Origin of the sequence: Rhodococcus sp. NyZ502 (assembly GCF_041464245.1) — a bacterium.
GTDB lineage: Bacteria > Actinomycetota > Actinomycetes > Mycobacteriales > Mycobacteriaceae > Rhodococcus_F > Rhodococcus_F qingshengii.
Map to the genome: position 1 here is coordinate 4,246,987 of NZ_CP167155.1, position 16,773 is coordinate 4,263,759.

General features: G+C 63.9%; 13 protein-coding genes. 6 read left to right on the forward strand and 7 right to left on the reverse strand.

Annotated elements, in window-relative coordinates; genetic code table 11:
- Positions 1 to 34: 34 nt before the first annotated feature.
- Entirely contained in the window at positions 35 to 1,246 is a 1,212-nt protein-coding gene (locus ACBG85_RS19380; protein ID WP_209447794.1) for a hypothetical protein, read from the reverse strand.
- 104 nt (positions 1,247 to 1,350) lie between these two features.
- On the opposite strand from ACBG85_RS19380, the gene ACBG85_RS19385 reads away from it, so the two are divergent.
- A complete protein-coding gene (locus ACBG85_RS19385; protein WP_021344957.1) occupies positions 1,351 to 2,697 on the forward strand; it encodes a DUF5691 domain-containing protein in 1,347 nt (448 codons plus the stop codon).
- 58 nt (positions 2,698 to 2,755) lie between these two features.
- Here ACBG85_RS19385 and ACBG85_RS19390 read toward each other — a convergent pair whose 3' ends face one another.
- The 5 genes from ACBG85_RS19390 to ACBG85_RS19410 all read right to left on the reverse strand — a co-directional run bounded on the left by ACBG85_RS19390 (position 2,756) and on the right by ACBG85_RS19410 (position 9,004).
- On the reverse strand, positions 2,756 to 3,886 hold the full coding sequence (locus tag ACBG85_RS19390; protein WP_030536908.1) for an acyl-CoA dehydrogenase family protein: 1,131 nt from the start codon (positions 3,884 to 3,886) through the stop codon (positions 2,756 to 2,758).
- An 8-nt stretch (positions 3,887 to 3,894) separates the two neighbouring features.
- Entirely contained in the window at positions 3,895 to 5,070 is a 1,176-nt protein-coding gene (locus tag ACBG85_RS19395; RefSeq protein WP_007736177.1) for an acyl-CoA dehydrogenase family protein, read from the reverse strand.
- Between the two features lie 107 nt (positions 5,071 to 5,177).
- Positions 5,178 to 5,624 (reverse strand): hypothetical protein, encoded by a 447-nt coding sequence (locus tag ACBG85_RS19400; protein ID WP_007736175.1) that lies wholly within the window; start codon positions 5,622 to 5,624, stop codon positions 5,178 to 5,180.
- A 67-nt stretch (positions 5,625 to 5,691) separates the two neighbouring features.
- The gene (locus ACBG85_RS19405; protein ID WP_019749299.1) at positions 5,692 to 8,226 is read right to left on the reverse strand and encodes an ABC transporter permease; all 2,535 of its coding nucleotides are present in this window, start codon (positions 8,224 to 8,226) and stop codon (positions 5,692 to 5,694) included.
- 4 nt (positions 8,227 to 8,230) lie between these two features.
- Positions 8,231 to 9,004, reverse strand: coding sequence for an ABC transporter ATP-binding protein (locus ACBG85_RS19410; protein WP_003945134.1), 774 nt, complete (start codon positions 9,002 to 9,004; stop codon positions 8,231 to 8,233).
- Positions 9,005 to 9,266: 262 nt separating this feature from the next.
- On the opposite strand from ACBG85_RS19410, the gene ACBG85_RS19415 reads away from it, so the two are divergent.
- The 4 genes from ACBG85_RS19415 to ACBG85_RS19430 all read left to right on the forward strand — a co-directional run bounded on the left by ACBG85_RS19415 (position 9,267) and on the right by ACBG85_RS19430 (position 13,906).
- A complete protein-coding gene (locus tag ACBG85_RS19415) occupies positions 9,267 to 10,829 on the forward strand; it encodes a long-chain-fatty-acid--CoA ligase (protein WP_312639370.1) in 1,563 nt (520 codons plus the stop codon).
- A gap of 22 nt (positions 10,830 to 10,851) precedes the next feature.
- Positions 10,852 to 11,262 carry a YchJ family metal-binding protein gene (locus tag ACBG85_RS19420; RefSeq protein ID WP_312639369.1) on the forward strand — a complete coding sequence of 137 codons (411 nt, stop codon included), beginning with the start codon at positions 10,852 to 10,854 and terminating at the stop codon, positions 11,260 to 11,262.
- A gap of 56 nt (positions 11,263 to 11,318) precedes the next feature.
- Positions 11,319 to 11,915, forward strand: a complete 597-nt coding sequence (locus ACBG85_RS19425; protein ID WP_007736169.1) for a hypothetical protein — start codon at positions 11,319 to 11,321, stop codon at positions 11,913 to 11,915.
- Between the two features lie 92 nt (positions 11,916 to 12,007).
- Entirely contained in the window at positions 12,008 to 13,906 is a 1,899-nt protein-coding gene (locus tag ACBG85_RS19430; RefSeq protein ID WP_019749303.1) for an ABC transporter ATP-binding protein, read from the forward strand.
- A 123-nt stretch (positions 13,907 to 14,029) separates the two neighbouring features.
- On the opposite strand, the gene ACBG85_RS19435 is transcribed toward ACBG85_RS19430, so the two are convergent.
- Positions 14,030 to 15,805, reverse strand: coding sequence for a DEAD/DEAH box helicase (locus tag ACBG85_RS19435; RefSeq protein WP_003945121.1), 1,776 nt, complete (start codon positions 15,803 to 15,805; stop codon positions 14,030 to 14,032).
- Positions 15,806 to 15,907: 102 nt separating this feature from the next.
- On the opposite strand from ACBG85_RS19435, the gene ACBG85_RS19440 reads away from it, so the two are divergent.
- Entirely contained in the window at positions 15,908 to 16,735 is an 828-nt protein-coding gene (locus tag ACBG85_RS19440) for a carbon-nitrogen hydrolase family protein (RefSeq protein WP_064444040.1), read from the forward strand.
- Positions 16,736 to 16,773: the final 38 nt, after the last annotated feature.

Genomic DNA, 16,773 nt, shown 5'->3' on the forward strand with positions numbered 1-16,773 from the left:
TACCCCCGACCTTACAGCTCCGGCGACGGCCTGACTACGGCGCCCGACGCTCGTTCCCAGAGGTCAGCAGTGCAATGTCCCCGTAAAGCGCCGCCCGGTGAGCGAACATCAGCTCTTCCACACCGTCGAATTGATCCCCGACGTAGTGCGTGTTTGCAGCCGAAAGTTCACGTGATCCCGAGCGCGCAAGTAGGTCGTCGATCCGGCTGTCGAGGCTCGCTGCATGCGCAACCGCGCGCTGCGAACTCAACTGATCCTCGGCCCGTGCGACCAGGTCACCGATCCGCGCGAGGGCCGCCACGCGCTCGACCAGCTGGTCCCAGACCGCGCCGAGCGCTTCCCTGCGCGAAGCGATTCCGGCTCGGGTTCCCTCGTCGCGTGCCAGTGCAGCCGCGTCGTCCAACTCCGCAAGAATCGAACGCAGCGCGACGGTGTCGACCGCGATCTGGGTGATCTCGTCGGCCAGGTCGAGTTGGTTGCGTTGAATGACGAAGTGGTCGGAATGCCACGCGCTGGAGCTTTCGATCCGGTCGAACAGATTCCCGGCGAGGTAAAGCAAGGCGTCGTACTCACCGGCGCGTCCCTCGGGTTCTGAATCGACCAGTCCGTCGAGGACTTCCGCGATGCGCCTTCCGGCATCGGCGATGACACCGGTTCCCTGGACCTTCCCGAACTGGGCGGCGAGTTTGTCGAGTGCTGCGTTTCCACTGCTGGCCACGACACCGAGCCCCACCGGCAGCTTGGCTGGAACCGGTGTACGGGTGAGCCCGGCAAAGAGAGCCTCGCGTTGCTCGACGTCGAGATGCAGGCCGTCGCGCCGGTCCTTGCGGATGGCACGGACACTGCTCGCGAAGTGACGATTGGAATGCACGATCGCCGACCGCATCGACTGAACGCGCTTCTCGAGCGCCTGCACCCGTCGTTCGAGGACAACCTGAACAGGGCCGATGCGAGTTGCGAGCAGTCGACGCCTGGTGCGGGCCAGCTCGTCGGTGAGATACCGCAACGCCGAGAAGCCGCCGATCTCCGGGAACGAACGTCCGACACTGCGCCGGTTCGCCAGGATCGATCGCGTCGACTCGTCCCCATACCCCCCGGCAATCAGCAGCGCGACATCATCGGACAACTCCGGCCGGTTCGACTCGACTGTCCCCGCCGCACACCACTCCCTCACTCGGGTGGAGATGAGCGTTCGCCGTTCGGTCACCGACGCCACGACAAAGACGTCATCAGTTCCGTCTGTCATCTCACGCCTCCTTGTGGTCGCCGGCTACCACTGTTCCAGAATCTGCCGACACGCGCCCGACCCCTGCGACCCAGCTCGACGCACCCCTGCCATACCGTAGGCGGGTGACCTCCCTGCGATCAGACGCGCACGCAGGTCACTCGCGCGCATCGAAGACTGATCCAGCAGTTCAACCGCTGCTTCCCGACCTCGCGATCGAACAACTTCAGTCCTTGTTGCAGGTTCGTTCCTGGACTCTCGCGGAATGGTTCGCGATGGCCGACCAACGCGGATTCCTCGCGCCCGCTGCCAGCGTTCCGCTCTTCATGGAAGCCGCGCTGAAGTATCCCGAGCACCGCGAGGCGCTACTTCGCCTCGCCGGTCGACGCGGGCAGTACCTGGCGGAGCAGAACCCGGATTGGGCCCAGCTACGAAGAATCGGATCACGCCGGGACGAGCTGTGGCTTTCGCCCGATCCGGACGACCGCACGGCCTGGTTCGATTACATACGTACGGTCGACCCGGAACTGGCGAGCGAAGAGCTCGAGATCGCTTGGGACGACGAGGCCACGGCAAGCCGGCTGCACTTCCTCGACCATCTCGACGTCGGGCTGGGTGAACACGACTACGCACTCCTCGAGCGTGCACTCGACGATCCAGCCGTGCGGGTCCGTGAGCGTGCAATTCAACTACTACGGCAACTCCCCCGATCTCCGTTTGCCTCTCGAATGGTCACTCGGGCTCGGTCCTGGGTGCGGCTCGAGACGAAGCCCTTGCGGCCGCGCCTTGCCGTCCGATTGCCCGGCTCGCTCGACGACCTCGCATTTCGTGACGGCATCGAAGACGTCCACTACAAGAACAAGGGCATCCGGCGCTGGTGGTTACGGCAAGTCGTGACCGCCACTCCGCTGACGCTGTGGGAATCTATGGCCGGTTCGCCACGCGAGGCCCTCACCATCCCCATCGAGAAGCAATGGCGCGCAGTGATGATCGAATCATGGACTGCTGCAACCGTTCTCCAGAAGAACACCGCGTGGGCGTCGGCATTTCTGGAGCGGGACGGGCGCACGACCGACCGGAGAATCGTCGCCATCGCGGACCCACGCGAGCGCGTCGAGTACATCGTTGCCGGCCACGCGGACGAGTACCTTCTGGGCGTCGACGGCAGCGCACTACTCGACGGCATCGACCGCCCATGGCCCCTGGCCGTCGCCGAAAAGTTGTTGAATGCCTTGGAGAACGAAGCGATGGAGCATGCTGCGACGGGTGAGGACTTGGGCATCCACTCGCGTCACAGTCACTTTTCCACCCTGCGAAGCGTGCAGGCGCGCTTCCCTTTCGACGCCGTACCGCTTCTGCAGGACGCGGCGGCCCGAACGAGTGACCCCGGGTGGCAACACGCATTCACCGACAGCGCCGTCAACATCGAGCAGCGCCGACTCCGCTTGGACGTCCTGCGCAATCACCGCTGAACGACGAAGGGGCCGCATCCTTGGAACGGAATGCGACCCCTTCGTCGTTCGTGAAAGATCAGACCACGCTGACCATCTCGTGATCAGCCACACCGGCGGCCAACACCCGAAGGTGATCTTCGGTGCTGCCGAGGGTGTGCTCGATGGCGACGAGTCGGCTCACGTAGTGCCCCACCGGGTACTCTGCGGTCATACCGATACCACCATGCATCTGGATCGCCTCCTGGCCGATGAGCCGAGCCGAACGCCCGATCTGCAACTTCACCCGCGAAGCGATCACTGGATCGACGACGCCGTCGGCAAGGGACATCGTTGCGTACAGACTCATGCTGCGTGCCAACTCGAGCGAGACGTACAGGTCGGCGGCGCGGTGTGTCAGTGTCTGGAACTTTGCGAGGGGAACCCCGAATTGCTTACGCGTCTTGAGGTATTCGGTGGTCAGGCGTAGCGCCTCTTCCATCGCTCCGACAGCCTCGGCGCACAGCGCGGCCTGCTCACGGATCTGCGCGGCCTGGATCAGAGCAGTAGCGTCACCGCCCTCACCGAGTGCTTCGGCCGGCGTATCGGTGAACTCGATCTGCGCCCCGCGCAACCCGTCGTGAGTGGCGTAGGACTTGCGTACCAAACCGGAGGCATCGCTCTTGACGAGGAACAGTCCGACGCCACCGCCGGGGAGCGCAGCGCTCACGACCAAGATGTCCGCCGTCGCGCCGTGGCCGACGGGATTCTTGATACCGGTGATGGTCCAGCCGCCGTCGACCTGCGCCGCCGCGGTGGCCCGTTCGGTTGCCGGCCAACGGATTCCGGGTTCCTGATCGGCGAACGCGAGGAACGTGGTGCCCTCGGCCACTCCGGGAAGAATCGACGAGCGCTGCTCTGCACTGCCACCTTCGGAGATGAGGCCGCCCGGCGTCACGACCGCGTCGAGTAGCGGCTCGGGTGCCAAGCGTCGACCGATCTCGGTCATGACCGCGCCGATTTCCACTGGGCCGGCGTCCATGCCGCCGTCGTCCTCGGAGAATGTCAGGCCGAGCAAGCCGACCTCGGCCAACTGCTTCCAGACCTGCGGGCTCCACCCGGGATCGGAGTCGATGATCGCGTTGCGCTTCTCGGCGTCGTAGCTACGCGCGAGGAGATCCTTGGTGGTGTCGCGGAGAAGTTTTTGTTCGTCGTTGAGTTCGAAGTCCATGCCACGCCTCACAATCCGAGGATCGAGGAGGCGATGATGCTGCGCTGCACTTCGCTCGATCCGCTGTAGATGGATACCTTGCGGTAGTTCAGGTACGTCGGGGCAGTGTGCTGTGCCCAGCTCGCGGAGGCGATGTCGCTGCCCGCGTCGTACGGCAGTGAATCAGGGCCGGCCACGTCCATCAGCAGTTCGACGCTCGCCTGCTGCAATTCGGAGCCACGAAGCTTGAGCAGCGACGACGCCGGGTTCGGCTGGCCGTCAGCGGAACTGGCGACCACCCGGAGCTGAGTGAGCTCGAGGGCAAGCAATTCGTTTTCGAGTTCGGCGAGGCGAGCAGCGAAGAGCGGATCTTCGAGCAGTGTTCCGTTACCGACCTTGACCTCGGCAGCGCGAGCCTTGGCCTGGGCCAGACGAACCTTCGAGAAACCGACGCGGGTGACACCGGTTCGCTCGTTGCCGAGCAGGAACTTGGCGTAGCCCCAGCCCTGGTTCTCTTCACCGACCAGGTTCTCTCCCGGAACGCGGACGTCCTCGAAGAACACTTCGTTGACCTCGTAGCCGCCGTCGATCAGCTTGATCGGGCGGACCGTGACGCCAGGCGTCTTCAGATCGACAAGGATGAACGAGATGCCGGCCTGACGCTTGGGCGCATCGGGATTGGTGCGCACGAGGCAGAAGATCCAGTCGGCGTACTGTCCCAGCGTCGTCCAGGTCTTCTGACCATTGATGACCCAGTCGTCGCCGTCGCGGACCGCACGGGTCTTGAGCGAAGCGAGATCGGAACCGGCCTCGGGTTCGGAGAATCCCTGGCACCACCAGATGTCGAGGTTGGCAGTCGCCGGAAGGAACTTCTCCTTCTGCTCCTGCGAGCCGAAGGCCGCGATGACCGGACCGACCATGTTGGCGTTGAACGCCAAAGGTTCGGGAACCGACGCAAGCTGCAGTTCGTCGAGCCAGATGTTGTGCTGGACCGGGGTCCAGTCCTTGCCGCCCCACTCGACCGGCCAGTGCGGTACCGCCAGACCGTGAGCGTTGAGGATCTGCTGCGCCTCGACCATACGGTCGCGCCCCAACTCCTCGCCGTGGGCGTACGCCTCCCTGATGTCCGCGGGGATTTGCGTACGGAAGAACGTCCGCATCTCGTCGCGGAACGCTAGTTCCTCGTCGGTCAATGCCAGGTTCATCGGGATTCCTTCGCACTCGAAACCGGATTCATGTTCGGTTCGACCGTACCCCGACAGCTATGGAGGCGGAACAGGTACCGCAAAAGACGGCACTCGGGGCCGACCTCCTACACGGTTTTCAGGACCAACAGGTAACCCCCGCCCGCGGCGTCGATGCTTGTTTCGACATTCAACGCGGGAGCCAGACGCGACAACCGATCGATCAGCCAATCCGACGCTTCCTGGGCGTCGTCCTTGCCGGGGCAGCGAGCGACGGCGACGCGGCCACCCTTTCGCTCGAGCTGCTCCACGACCCCGATAATCGGGGCGGGATCCACGACGAACAGCCGATCCGGCCATTCCACAACAGGTTTGACCGCACCCTTCTTGGTGTTGCATGCGCGGTGCGCCAAGCGTTCGACGCCACCTTTGGTCTTGCCACCCTTTTTTGCGGTATTGATGCTGTCGATACTCGGGCCGCGCGGATCATTGACGGACATGTCGGGATCGACCGGTTCGTCACACAGCCAGCAGCGCCAGGATTCACGTTCGCCGACTTCTTGAAGGGTGCTCATGTGGCAACGGTACCGTGCGCACTTTCGGCTGTTACCGCTACCAAAAGTGCGCACGGGGCTGAAGGCCCTACATGTCTGCAATCGCCTCGAGCGGCTTTGTCTTGGCCGCTCGGTTGGCCGGCCACAGCGCCGCCAAGACACCCACCACACCCGAGCCGATCAGCATTCCGACCACCTGACCCCACGGGATCGTGATCTTGTCGAGGCCCTGATCCGCGAGAGTGCTCACGAAGGCCCAACCGAACGCGATGCCGAGAACAACTCCGACCGCCGCGCCGTACACCGCGATGAGGACCGACTCGAGGTAGATCGTGCGTCGCATCTGTCCTCGCTGCATGCCGACAGCTCGCAGCATTCCGATTTCTCGTCGCCGCTCGACCACCGAGAGTGCCAGGGTGTTGATGATGCCCAGGATTGCGATCACGACCGCGAGTGCAAGCAGTCCGTAGAGGATCGCCAACAACGTGTTGATCTGCTGGCCCTGAGTTCCCTTGAACTCCTCACGATCCTGCACCTGGACGACGACGTACTTCTCCGTGGCCGTTTCGAGCTCGGATCGCAGCGTTGTCAGATCCGCGCCAGGCTTCGCCTTCACCAGCACCACGAAGTCCGGCAGACTCTCGGCCGGCATCAGCTTCCTGTACGCCTCGTCCGAGACGATCCACGAGCCGATCAGCTGGTTGTCCTCGAACACTCCCGCGACAACGGTCTGGTACTCGACGCCGCCAGGACCGGTCAACGTCTGGGTCGAGCCGACAGTCCAGCCCTTGTCATCCGCAGTCGACTTCGAGACGAGCATGTTGTTGCCGGTCAGATCGACCGTGCCCTCGAGGATCTTGTACTCGAGCACGCCTTCGATCGGGCCGTCGAACGAAGCGCCCTGCTCGTCCTCACCGTCGACCTTCGCACGCACTCCGTGCAACGACGTCGCGCTCTGCACGTCGGGCACCTGTCGGACCGCGTCGGCCGCACCTCGCGGCACGCCGATCGCGTTGGGACCGGTCAGGATGTAGTCGGCCGAAACACCCACGTCGACAAGAGCATTGATGCTCGCCTTGGCCGAAGAACCGAACACTCCGATGACCGTCACCAGCATCAGACCGAGAGTCAACGCGAATGCCGTTGCGGCCGTGCGACGGGGATTGCGCACCGCATTGGTACGAGCCAATCGCCCGATGGCACCGAACGGCTTGGCGAACACGGCACCGAGCGCGCCGACGATCGGCCGCGACAGCGCGGGAGCCCCGAGAAGCACCGCGATGATCAACGAGAACGCACCGAGCCCGACGATCAGCGCCGCGCCACCACCGGTACCGCGAGAGCCGAACACGAGCAGTGCCACACCGATCACGCCGAGAATCGCACCGATCAACGTCCGCACTCGCAGTGAGTCACCGGTAGAGGCGAACTCCTCACGCATGGCCGCTACCGGCGGGATCTTCGACGCACGACGAGCCGGGGCGTAAGCGCTGAGCGTCGTGACGACGACGCCGACCACCAACGCGACGATGATCGTGCGGGCACCCACCTGGAGCGGGCCTTCCGGCAGACCGACGTCGAATGTGTTGAGGAGACTGCGCAATCCGTAGGCGAGACCGATACCGCCGAGCAGACCGATGATGCTGCCGATGAGTCCGACCACGAGCGCCTCGGTGACCACCGAACGGCCGACCTGCGCTCGGCTCGCACCGATCGCACGCAGCAGCGCCAGCTCACGAAGACGCTGCGCCACGATCATCGAGAAGGTGTTGTAGATGATGAACGTTCCGACGAGCAGAGCAATCGCGCCGAACGCCAACAGGAAGTAGTTAATGAAGCTCAGCGCCGAGTCGACCTCGGCCTTGGTCTCCTCACGAACCTGGTCGCCGGTCTGCACCTTGAGATCGGGGAAAACCTGCTCGACGCGTTGCTGCAGTTCCGTCTGCGACACCCCGTCGCCCGCGACGTCGATGTACTCGACGTGTTGGCCGTCGGTGAAGAGTCCACGGGCCTGCTCGTCGGTGAAGAGCGCGCCGATGAACCCGCCGGTGTCACTGCCCGCCCCCTCGTATATGCCGGACAACGTCACGTCCACGATTCCGCGGGCCGGTGCCAGAACCTTGGCGGAGTCCCCCACCTTCAGTCCGGCTCGCTCGGCGGCGCTGGTGTTCAGCGCGACCTGACCGGTCTGCGTCGGAGGCGCGCCCTCGACGAAGGTGTCGGGTTCGGCAATCGCCTGGCCCGGCGGTAGGTAGGACTGACCGATACTCGGCGCGCCGCCGGTCTGAACAGCGCCGCCGTCTGCGTTGATCAGGACGATCTGTCCACTGACGGCCGGGGCTACCGCTCGGACACCGTCGACTGCGGCAAGTTTGTCGACATCCTCGACCGGAACGCCACTGGTGTTGCGCTCTTCCATCGATACCCGGACGTCGACGCCCTGGGCGGTGTTCTCGAAGATCGAATCGAAAGTCTTCTGGAGGGTGTCGGTGAAAACGAACGACCCCGCCACAAAAGCCGTGCCGAGCACCACGGAGAGAACCGTCAGCGCAAGTCGCACCTTGTGTGCCGCCAGGTTGCGCAGGGAAACCTTGCGCATCGGCGAGTTACTTACCGAAGCCATGTGCTCAAGCCCCGGCTTCCACGTTCACGACCGCCTGCGGAGCGTCGAGCCGCTTCATACGATCAAGGACCGAATCCGCCGTAGGCTCACGCAATTCGTCGACGATCTTGCCGTCCGCGAGGAACACGACACGATCGGCGTACGCCGCTGCCCGCGGATCGTGCGTCACGATCACCACGGTCTGGTTGAACTCGTCCACGGCCGCCCGCAGGATCGAGAGCACCTCACCGGAGGACTTCGAATCGAGGTTTCCGGTCGGCTCGTCGCCGAAGATGATCTCCGGCTGACCCGCCAGCGCACGCGCACACGCCACACGCTGCTGCTGACCACCCGAGAGCTCTCCCGGCCGATGATCGAGGCGATCCCCGAGACCCAGCTTGGTCAGGACGCTGTTCAACCAGGTCGGGTCCGCTTTGCGTCCCGCGATGTCGAGCGGCAACGTGATGTTCTCGAGCGCGGTCAGGGTCGGCACCAGGTTGAACGCCTGGAAAACGAAACCGATGCGATCGCGTCGCAATTGGGTCATCTGTTTGTCGGAAAGCGTCGTGAGTTCCGTGTCACCGATGAGAACGGAACCCGAACTTGCGGAATCCAGACCGGCGAGGCAATGCATCAGCGTCGACTTACCGGAACCGGACGGCCCCATGATCGCCGTGAACTCACCGCGGGCGAAATCTGCGGACACCGAACTGAGGGCGTGCACCTGGGTATCTCCGGTGCCGTAGGTCTTGGACAGGCCGACTGCGCGGGCCGCGACATCCTGGGCGTGCGAACTCATGATCGCCTTTCCTGTTCACTTCGGTGCTACTTTGCGGGCGTGACGGGCGCCCGTGAAAACACGGACGCCCGCAATGGTTGGTTCCATCCTGTCGGGTGGCGGGCGCGCCCGCCATCGGGGACCACCCTGATATCTGCGGCCGAGCCGGTCAGGGTCGGGGGAATGCGACCCCTCCTGCTTGTGCGCATTGACTGGAAACAGCGATACGAAGACCGGGCGCACATTAACCTTGTGACACCAATCACACGAGAGAGGCGGCCGAATGTCCGACGCCACCGCTGGAATCATTTTCGATCGGCTAGAGCACTGGGCGACGGTCAAGCCTGATCAAGCAGCGATGACCTTCCAAGGGACCGAATTCACGTGGGCTCAGTGGCGGGACCGCATCTTGCGTATCGCCGCCGCCCTCGCCGAATCAGGCATCGGTGCCGGCGACACTGTCGCGTTCGTCGACAAGAATCATCTGTCCTGTCTCGAAGTCACCTACGCCGCCTCACTACTCGGCGCCGCGAATGTCGTTCCCAACTGGCGACTTTCGAGCGAAGAGCTGGATTACGTCCTCGCGGACTGTGGCGCTCGCATTCTGTTCGTCGGCAGCGAACTACTCCCCCAGGTCGTCGCGATGCGAGACCGCTTGACGGCCGTCGAATCGATCTTCGCCGTCGGCGGTGAACACGACGAATTCGAGCCGTGGATCGACGAGGTCACACCGCTGCACTCCCGCCCCGAGGTGAGCCCCGATGCCACCGCTCTGGTTCTCTACAGTTCCGGGACGACCGGTCGCCCCAAAGGTGTCCAGCTCACGCATCGAAACCTGTTCGCGCACAGCAACAATGTCCTCGAAATCCTGCCGGCCCACGAGGATCACCGATTCTTGATCGCGATGCCGATGTTCCACGTCGGCGGAACGTGCTACGCCATCATGGCAATTCACACCGGTGGCCGCTGTTACTTCACGAGAGAAGCCGACGGACCGTCGATCTTCGCCGGTCTCGCCGCCGGAGCCAACATCGCCTTTCTCGTCCCACCGGTCATTGCCGGAGTCCTGGCCGCAGGCGAGCAGGCGGTCGCCGCCTTCAAAGCATTCAAACGCATCACCTACGGCGCCGCCCCCATGCCGCTCCCACTGTTGCGCGCGGCACTCGCAGCGTGGCCGGACACCGAATTCGTGCAGGTCTACGGCATGACCGAAATGGCAGGCGTCATTACCGCGTTGATGCCGGACGTTCACCGCGACGAGTCGCAGGTCGAGCGCATGGCATCGGCAGGTACGGCGATCCCCGGCGTCGAGATGCGCGTGGTGGACCCCGTCACGCTCGAGGACGTGCCCACCGGAACGACCGGTGAGCTGTGGTGGCGATCCGAACAGTGCACACCCGGATACCTGAGTAAGCCCGAGGCGACGGCCGAAACGATTACCGCAGACGGGTGGCTGCGTAGCGGCGACATGGGCCGCGCCGACTCCGGCGGGTTCGTCTTCATCGAGGACCGCCTCAAGGACATGATCATCACCGGCGGCGAGAACGTCTACTCCCCCGAGATCGAACGAGTACTGGTGGAGCATCCGGCAATCGCCGAGGTCGCGGTCATCGGCGTTCCCGACGACCGTTGGGGTGAAACCGTCAAGGCTGTCGTGGTTCTCACTGCCGAAGCGCAGATCGACGAAGCCGAACTGATCACCTATACACAGGAACGCCTCGCAAAGTTCAAGTGCCCGACCAGTATCGACGTCGTCGAGATTCTTCCCCGCAATCCCACCGGAAAGATCCTCAAACGCGACCTCCGCAAACCGTACTGGGAGAACCGCGAACACAAACTGGTCTGAGTTCGCGTGCTGTAATGGGGCGGTGACTTCGCGCCGCCCCACCACACCCAATCCGACCGATCCGTGCCCGTGCGGCAGCGGCAACGCGTTGGCCGAATGCTGCGGCAAGTACATCAGCGGAGTAGCGCACGCACCGACCGCCGAAACCCTGATGCGTTCGCGTTACACGGCTTTCGCTGTGATGGACGACGAATATCTCACGCAGACTTGGCATCCCGACCATCGTCCAGCCCAACTCGATCTCGACCCCGACCAGAAATGGCTCCGGTTGGAGATCCTGGACACCGAACGGGGCGGGCTGTTCGATTCCGACGGCGTCGTGGAATTTCGCGCTCACTACACATTCGGACGCGAGCGGGGAATGATCCACGAACGCAGTCGATTTGCGCGAACAGAGGGTAAGTGGCTCTATGTCGACGGCGATATCGGTTAGGTAACTCCGGGCACCGCCGCCGCGGATCCCGATAACGCGAGCCCTACGATCGAGTCATGACAACGAACCGGACGAGATCATTTGCCGCTGTCGCTGCCATCGCAGTGGGCGTGAGCCTGACTGCCTGTTCGCAGGACGCGGAGACCACTCCCACGGCAGCCACCTCGGCCGTCACCTCGACCTCGACCTCGAGTGCAGCAGCGTCGACCACAGAACCAGTCCCGACGGACAGCTCCGACAAGACGTCGGCTGCGGGCACCGAATCCAAGCTCACCGTCGTCGACATCAGAGTGGGCGAGCACGACGGATTCGATCGTGTCGTCTACGAAATGGGCGGAACCGGCACACCCGGTTGGCGCGTCAAGTACGTCGACGCGGCGACGCAGGAAGGCAGCGGTAAGCCCGTGGACATCAAGGGTGCCGCAGTGATCCAGGTCCTGATCGACGGTTCCGCATATCCCTTCGACAGCGGAGTCGAGCAGTACTCCGGCCCCAACCCGGTCCCCGGCGTCGGCGGAGTCGTGACCGAGGTCAACGGGTCCAACGTCTTCGAGGGAGTCACGCAGTCGTTCATCGGCGTGACCGAGAAGCAGCCGTTCACGGTCACGACGCTCAGCGACCCTCCTCGCGTGGTGGTCGACGTGGCCCGCTGAGGCCGCACTTGACCTGAAGTTTGGTTGAGGTTCTACCTTCGTGTCGTACCGGCCACGTAATCTTCGTGGCCGGCGACCGGAGGGGCGAAGTCATGAGTATGGAAGTCACCGCGTGGAACGCGATGTACAACGCGATGCACGCGCAAGAAGATCGGCGCCCGTTCTCGAAGGCGACACTGAAGCGGATCGCGACGTTCGCAGTTCCACAGAAACGCAACCTCAGCTGGTACCTCGTACTGAGTGTCGTCACTGCTGCGCTTGCCGTGGCAACACCTGTCCTGGCCGGGCGTGTGGTCAACGCGATAGTCGGCGGCGACGCCGTCGACGTGGTCGTCAAACTTGCCGCCCTGATCGCACTGGTAGCACTTCTCGAAGCCGCTCTGGGCCTGTTGACCCGGTGGCTCTCGGCCAGCATCGGCGAAGACCTGATCCTGCATCTGCGCACCACCGTCTTCGATCACGTCCAGAAGATGCCCATCGCGTTCTTCACCAGAACTCGAACCGGAGCACTGGTCAGCCGTCTCAACAACGACGTCATCGGCGCTCAGCGCGCCTTCAGCGACACCTTGTCCGGAGTGGTCAGCAATCTGGTCACCCTGGTGATCACGCTGATCGTCATGCTCGGGATCTCCTGGCAGATCACCGTCCTCGCGCTGCTACTTCTCCCGATCTTCGTCATCCCCGCACGGCGCATGGGCGCAAAACTTGCAGCACTCAATCGTGAAGCAGCCAACCATAATTCGCTCATGAGCACCCAGATGACGGAGCGGTTCTCCGCTCCCGGCGCGACTCTGGTCAAGCTGTTCGGCCGCCCGTCGCAAGAATCTGCGGAGTTCGCGGTTCGCGCCAGGCGTGTGCGCAACATCGGAGTCCGGACCGCAATGCTGCAGTCCGTCTTCGTCACAGCGCTGACGCTGGTCTCGGCCCTTGCTCTTGCCCTCGTCTACGGACTCGGCGGTTTCTACGCGCTGCGCGGACAGTTGGACGCAGGCGCCGTCGTGGCGATGGCATTGTTGTTGACGCGGCTGTACTCGCCGTTGACCGCACTGGCCAGCGCCCGGGTGGACGTCATGAGCGCCCTGGTCAGCTTCGAGCGGGTATTCGAGATTCTCGATCTGGCGCCGCTCATCACCGAGAAGCCCGATGCACGCACGGTGCCGCAGGGCCCGGTGTCCGTCGAGTTCAAGAACGTCACTTTTGCTTACCCATCCGCGGACAAGGTGTCTCTCGCGTCCCTGGAGGAAGTCGCGATCCTCGACACCCGCGGCGGCGAGGACGTGTTGCACGACCTGTCGTTCCGCACCGAAGCAGGACAGATGGTCGCCTTGGTCGGCACGTCCGGTGCCGGAAAGTCGACCGTGGCGCAGATGATTCCGCGCCTCTACGACATCGACTCCGGTTCGGTCGAGTTGGGCGGCGTCGACGTCCGCGACCTCAGTGCCGATTCCATCCGGGAGACCGTCGGCATGGTCACGCAGGACGGGCACCTGTTCCACGAGAGCCTTCGATCCAACCTGCTCCTTGCACGACCGGATGCCACCGAAGAAGATCTGCGTGAGGTTCTGGAGCGCGCACGGCTCACCGACCTGGTTGCGTCGCTGCCCGACGGACTGGAGACCGTGGTGGGTGAACGCGGTTACCGCCTCTCGGGCGGCGAGCGTCAACGCCTGACCATCGCACGCCTGCTCCTGGCCCAGCCTCGCGTCGTCATCTTGGACGAGGCCACCGCGCATCTCGACTCGACGTCGGAAGCTGCGGTTCAGGAAGCACTCGGCGAAGCACTCGCCGGGCGGACTGCGGTGGTGATCGCTCACCGATTGTCGACGATCCGTTCCGCGGACCTGATCCTTGTCGTCGAGGCAGGCCAGATCGTCGAGCGCGGCAACCATGAGGAACTGCTCGCGCGCGGCGGCCGCTACGCCGAGTTGTACCGCACGCAGTTCGACACCAACGCCCGGAAGAACGGCGCCCTCGCACCGACGCCGATCTGATACCGCGCAGCGCCTTGCCCCCCACACAGAAAAGCCTTGCCCCCCACACAGAAAACAGGCGCTGTCCTCCTCGCGGAGGGCAGCGCCTGTTTCAGTCTTCATGACAGTCGTTGAAGCTGTATGTCAGTCGTTGTAGCGATCGCGTCCGCCACCGCGGCGGTCGTCACGTCCACCACGATCGTCCCGGCCACCACGGTCGCCACGGCCACTCGGACGACCCTGCGGCGGCCCGAAATCAGGCTGCAGCTGGATCAGGACGCCGGAGATGCGTGTGCGACGCAAAGCTTCGAGAGTCTCGTTGGAGAGGTCGGCCGGCAGCTCGACGATGCTGTGATCCGGGCGAATGCTGATGTGCCCGAAGTCGCTTCGACGAAGCCCACCCTCGTTGGCGATGGCACCGACGATGGCACCCGGAACGACGCGGTGACGCTTGCCGACTGCAATGCGGTACGCGGCCAGCTCCTGGCCCTCGGGCCCACGCGAGCGCGGGGCCGGGCCATCGTCGAAACGACGGGGAGGACGTGGTTCACGAGGCTCGCGCTCACGACGCGGCGGTGCCGGCGGCTCGGGAGAAAGCAAGAATGCTTCGCCGTCGCGCGACTGCAACGCCAGAGCGGCAGCGATGTCGATGAGCGGAACGTCGTGTTCCTGGTCGTAGTCCTCGATCATCTTGCGGAACATCGCGAGATTCTCCGAGGCCAGGCTCTCGGTGATGGAGTCACCGAACTTGGCCACGCGCTGGGCGTTGACGTCGTCGACACTGGGAAGCTGCATCTCCGCAAGCGGCTGACGGGTCGCCTTCTCGATGGACTTGAGCAGATGACGCTCACGCGGGGCGACGAACAGCAACGCGTCACCCTGACGACCGGCGCGGCCGGTACGACCGATGCGGTGGACGTACGACTCCGTGTCATGAGGGATGTCGTAGTTGACGACGTGGGAGATTCGATCCACGTCGAGGCCTCGAGCAGCAACGTCGGTCGCGACGAGGATGTCGAGGGCGCCGTTCTTGAGCTGACCGATGGTCCGCTCACGCTGGGCCTGGACGATGTCACCGTTGATCGCGGCAGCCGAGTGCCCGCGGGCGCGCAGCTTCTCCGCCAGGTCTTCGGTGGCCTGCTTGGTACGGACGAAGATGATCATCGCCTCGAATGCCTCGACCTCGAGGACTCGGGTCAGTGCATCGAGCTTGCGCTGATGAGCAACCTGAATGTAGCGCTGCGTGATGTTCGAGGCGGTCGACGTCTTGGACTTGACGGTGATCTCGACCGGATTGTTCAGGTACTGCTTCGAGATCCGGCGAATCGAGCCGGGCATCGTTGCGGAGAACAGGGCGACCTGCTTGTCGCCGGGGGTGTCGCGGAGGATGCGCTCGACGTCCTCCTGGAACCCCATCTTGAGCATCTCGTCGGCCTCGTCGAGAACGAGGTACTTGAGATTGGTCAGATCCAGGGTGCCCTTTTCGAGATGGTCGATGACACGACCCGGGGTACCGACGACGACGTGTGCGCCGCGGCGCAGGCCCGACAGCTGGACGCCGTAGCTCTGGCCACCGTAGATCGGCAGGACGTTGAGTCCGGGGATGTGCGCGGAGTACTTGCCGAAGGCCTCGGCAACCTGAAGCGCCAGCTCACGCGTGGGAGCAAGCACCAGCGCCTGGGTCTGCTTGATCGACGTGTCGATCCGCGACAGAACGGGAACTGCGAAGGCTGCGGTCTTGCCGGTACCGGTCTGTGCGAGGCCGACGACGTCCTTGCCTTCGAGCAGTGGCGGAATGGTGGCAGCCTGAATGGGCGAGGGCGACTCGTAGCCCACGTCTGACAGTGCCTTCAATACCCGATCATCGATGTCGAGGTCGGCAAATGTTGGGGGTTCGGGGTCACGCTCAATATCACTCATTTGACCAGCAGTTTAGCGGATAGAGTATAGACACGACGACATACCGGGGGTGCTTTTACGACAGATCCACCCTCCCAGCGGGTTTCGCCTAGCGTAGGAAGCATGACCGAAGCCACCGCAGCCACCCCCTCCCAGACCGTTGTCGCGATTGCCCAATTCGCCCCGGGGACGGACAAGAAAGCCAACCTCGAATCACTGCGATCACTGGCTTCCGATGCAGCAGCACGCGGCGCGAAAGTTGTCGTGGCGCCGGAATACTCGATGTTCACCGCACCGAAGACGGATGAGCGTTTGATCGAGTCCGCGGAGGACCTGGACGGCGAATTCGGTTCGGCGCTGGCGTCGGTCGCCGCGGAGTTCGGAATCTTCCTCGTGGCAGGAATGAACGAGCGGATCGACGACGTGAGCAGAATCTCCAACACCCTCGTCGCGATGGACCCGAACGGCGAACTGGTGGCGACCTACCGGAAACTGCATCTCTACGACGCTTTCGGTTACCAGGAGTCGGCCGTGATCCGCGCGGGCGAGATCACCGAACCGCAGACTTTCGGGTGCGACGGCCTGACCTTCGGCCTCCAGACCTGCTACGACCTGCGCTTCCCGGAAGTCACCCGGCGCATCGTCGACGTCGGCGCAGACATCTTGCTCCTGCCCGCCCAGTGGGTGCCGGGGCCGCTCAAGGAAGACCACTGGACCACTCTCGTGCGCGCCCGGGCCATCGAGAACACGATGTACATCGCAGCGGCAGATCAGAGCGCGCGCGGCGGCGCGGGTGCCAGCATGATCGTCGACCCGATGGGCGTCGTGATGTGTTCACTTGGCGAGCAGGTCGGGGTCGCCACCGCACTCGTTTCGGCTGCTCGCATCACCGAGGTACGCGAGAAGAATCCCGCTCTCGCGCTGCGGAGGTTCACAGTCTCGTCGCGGTGACCTGCAGCGAGTAGCGTCGAACTGGTCGGGGTTCGAGC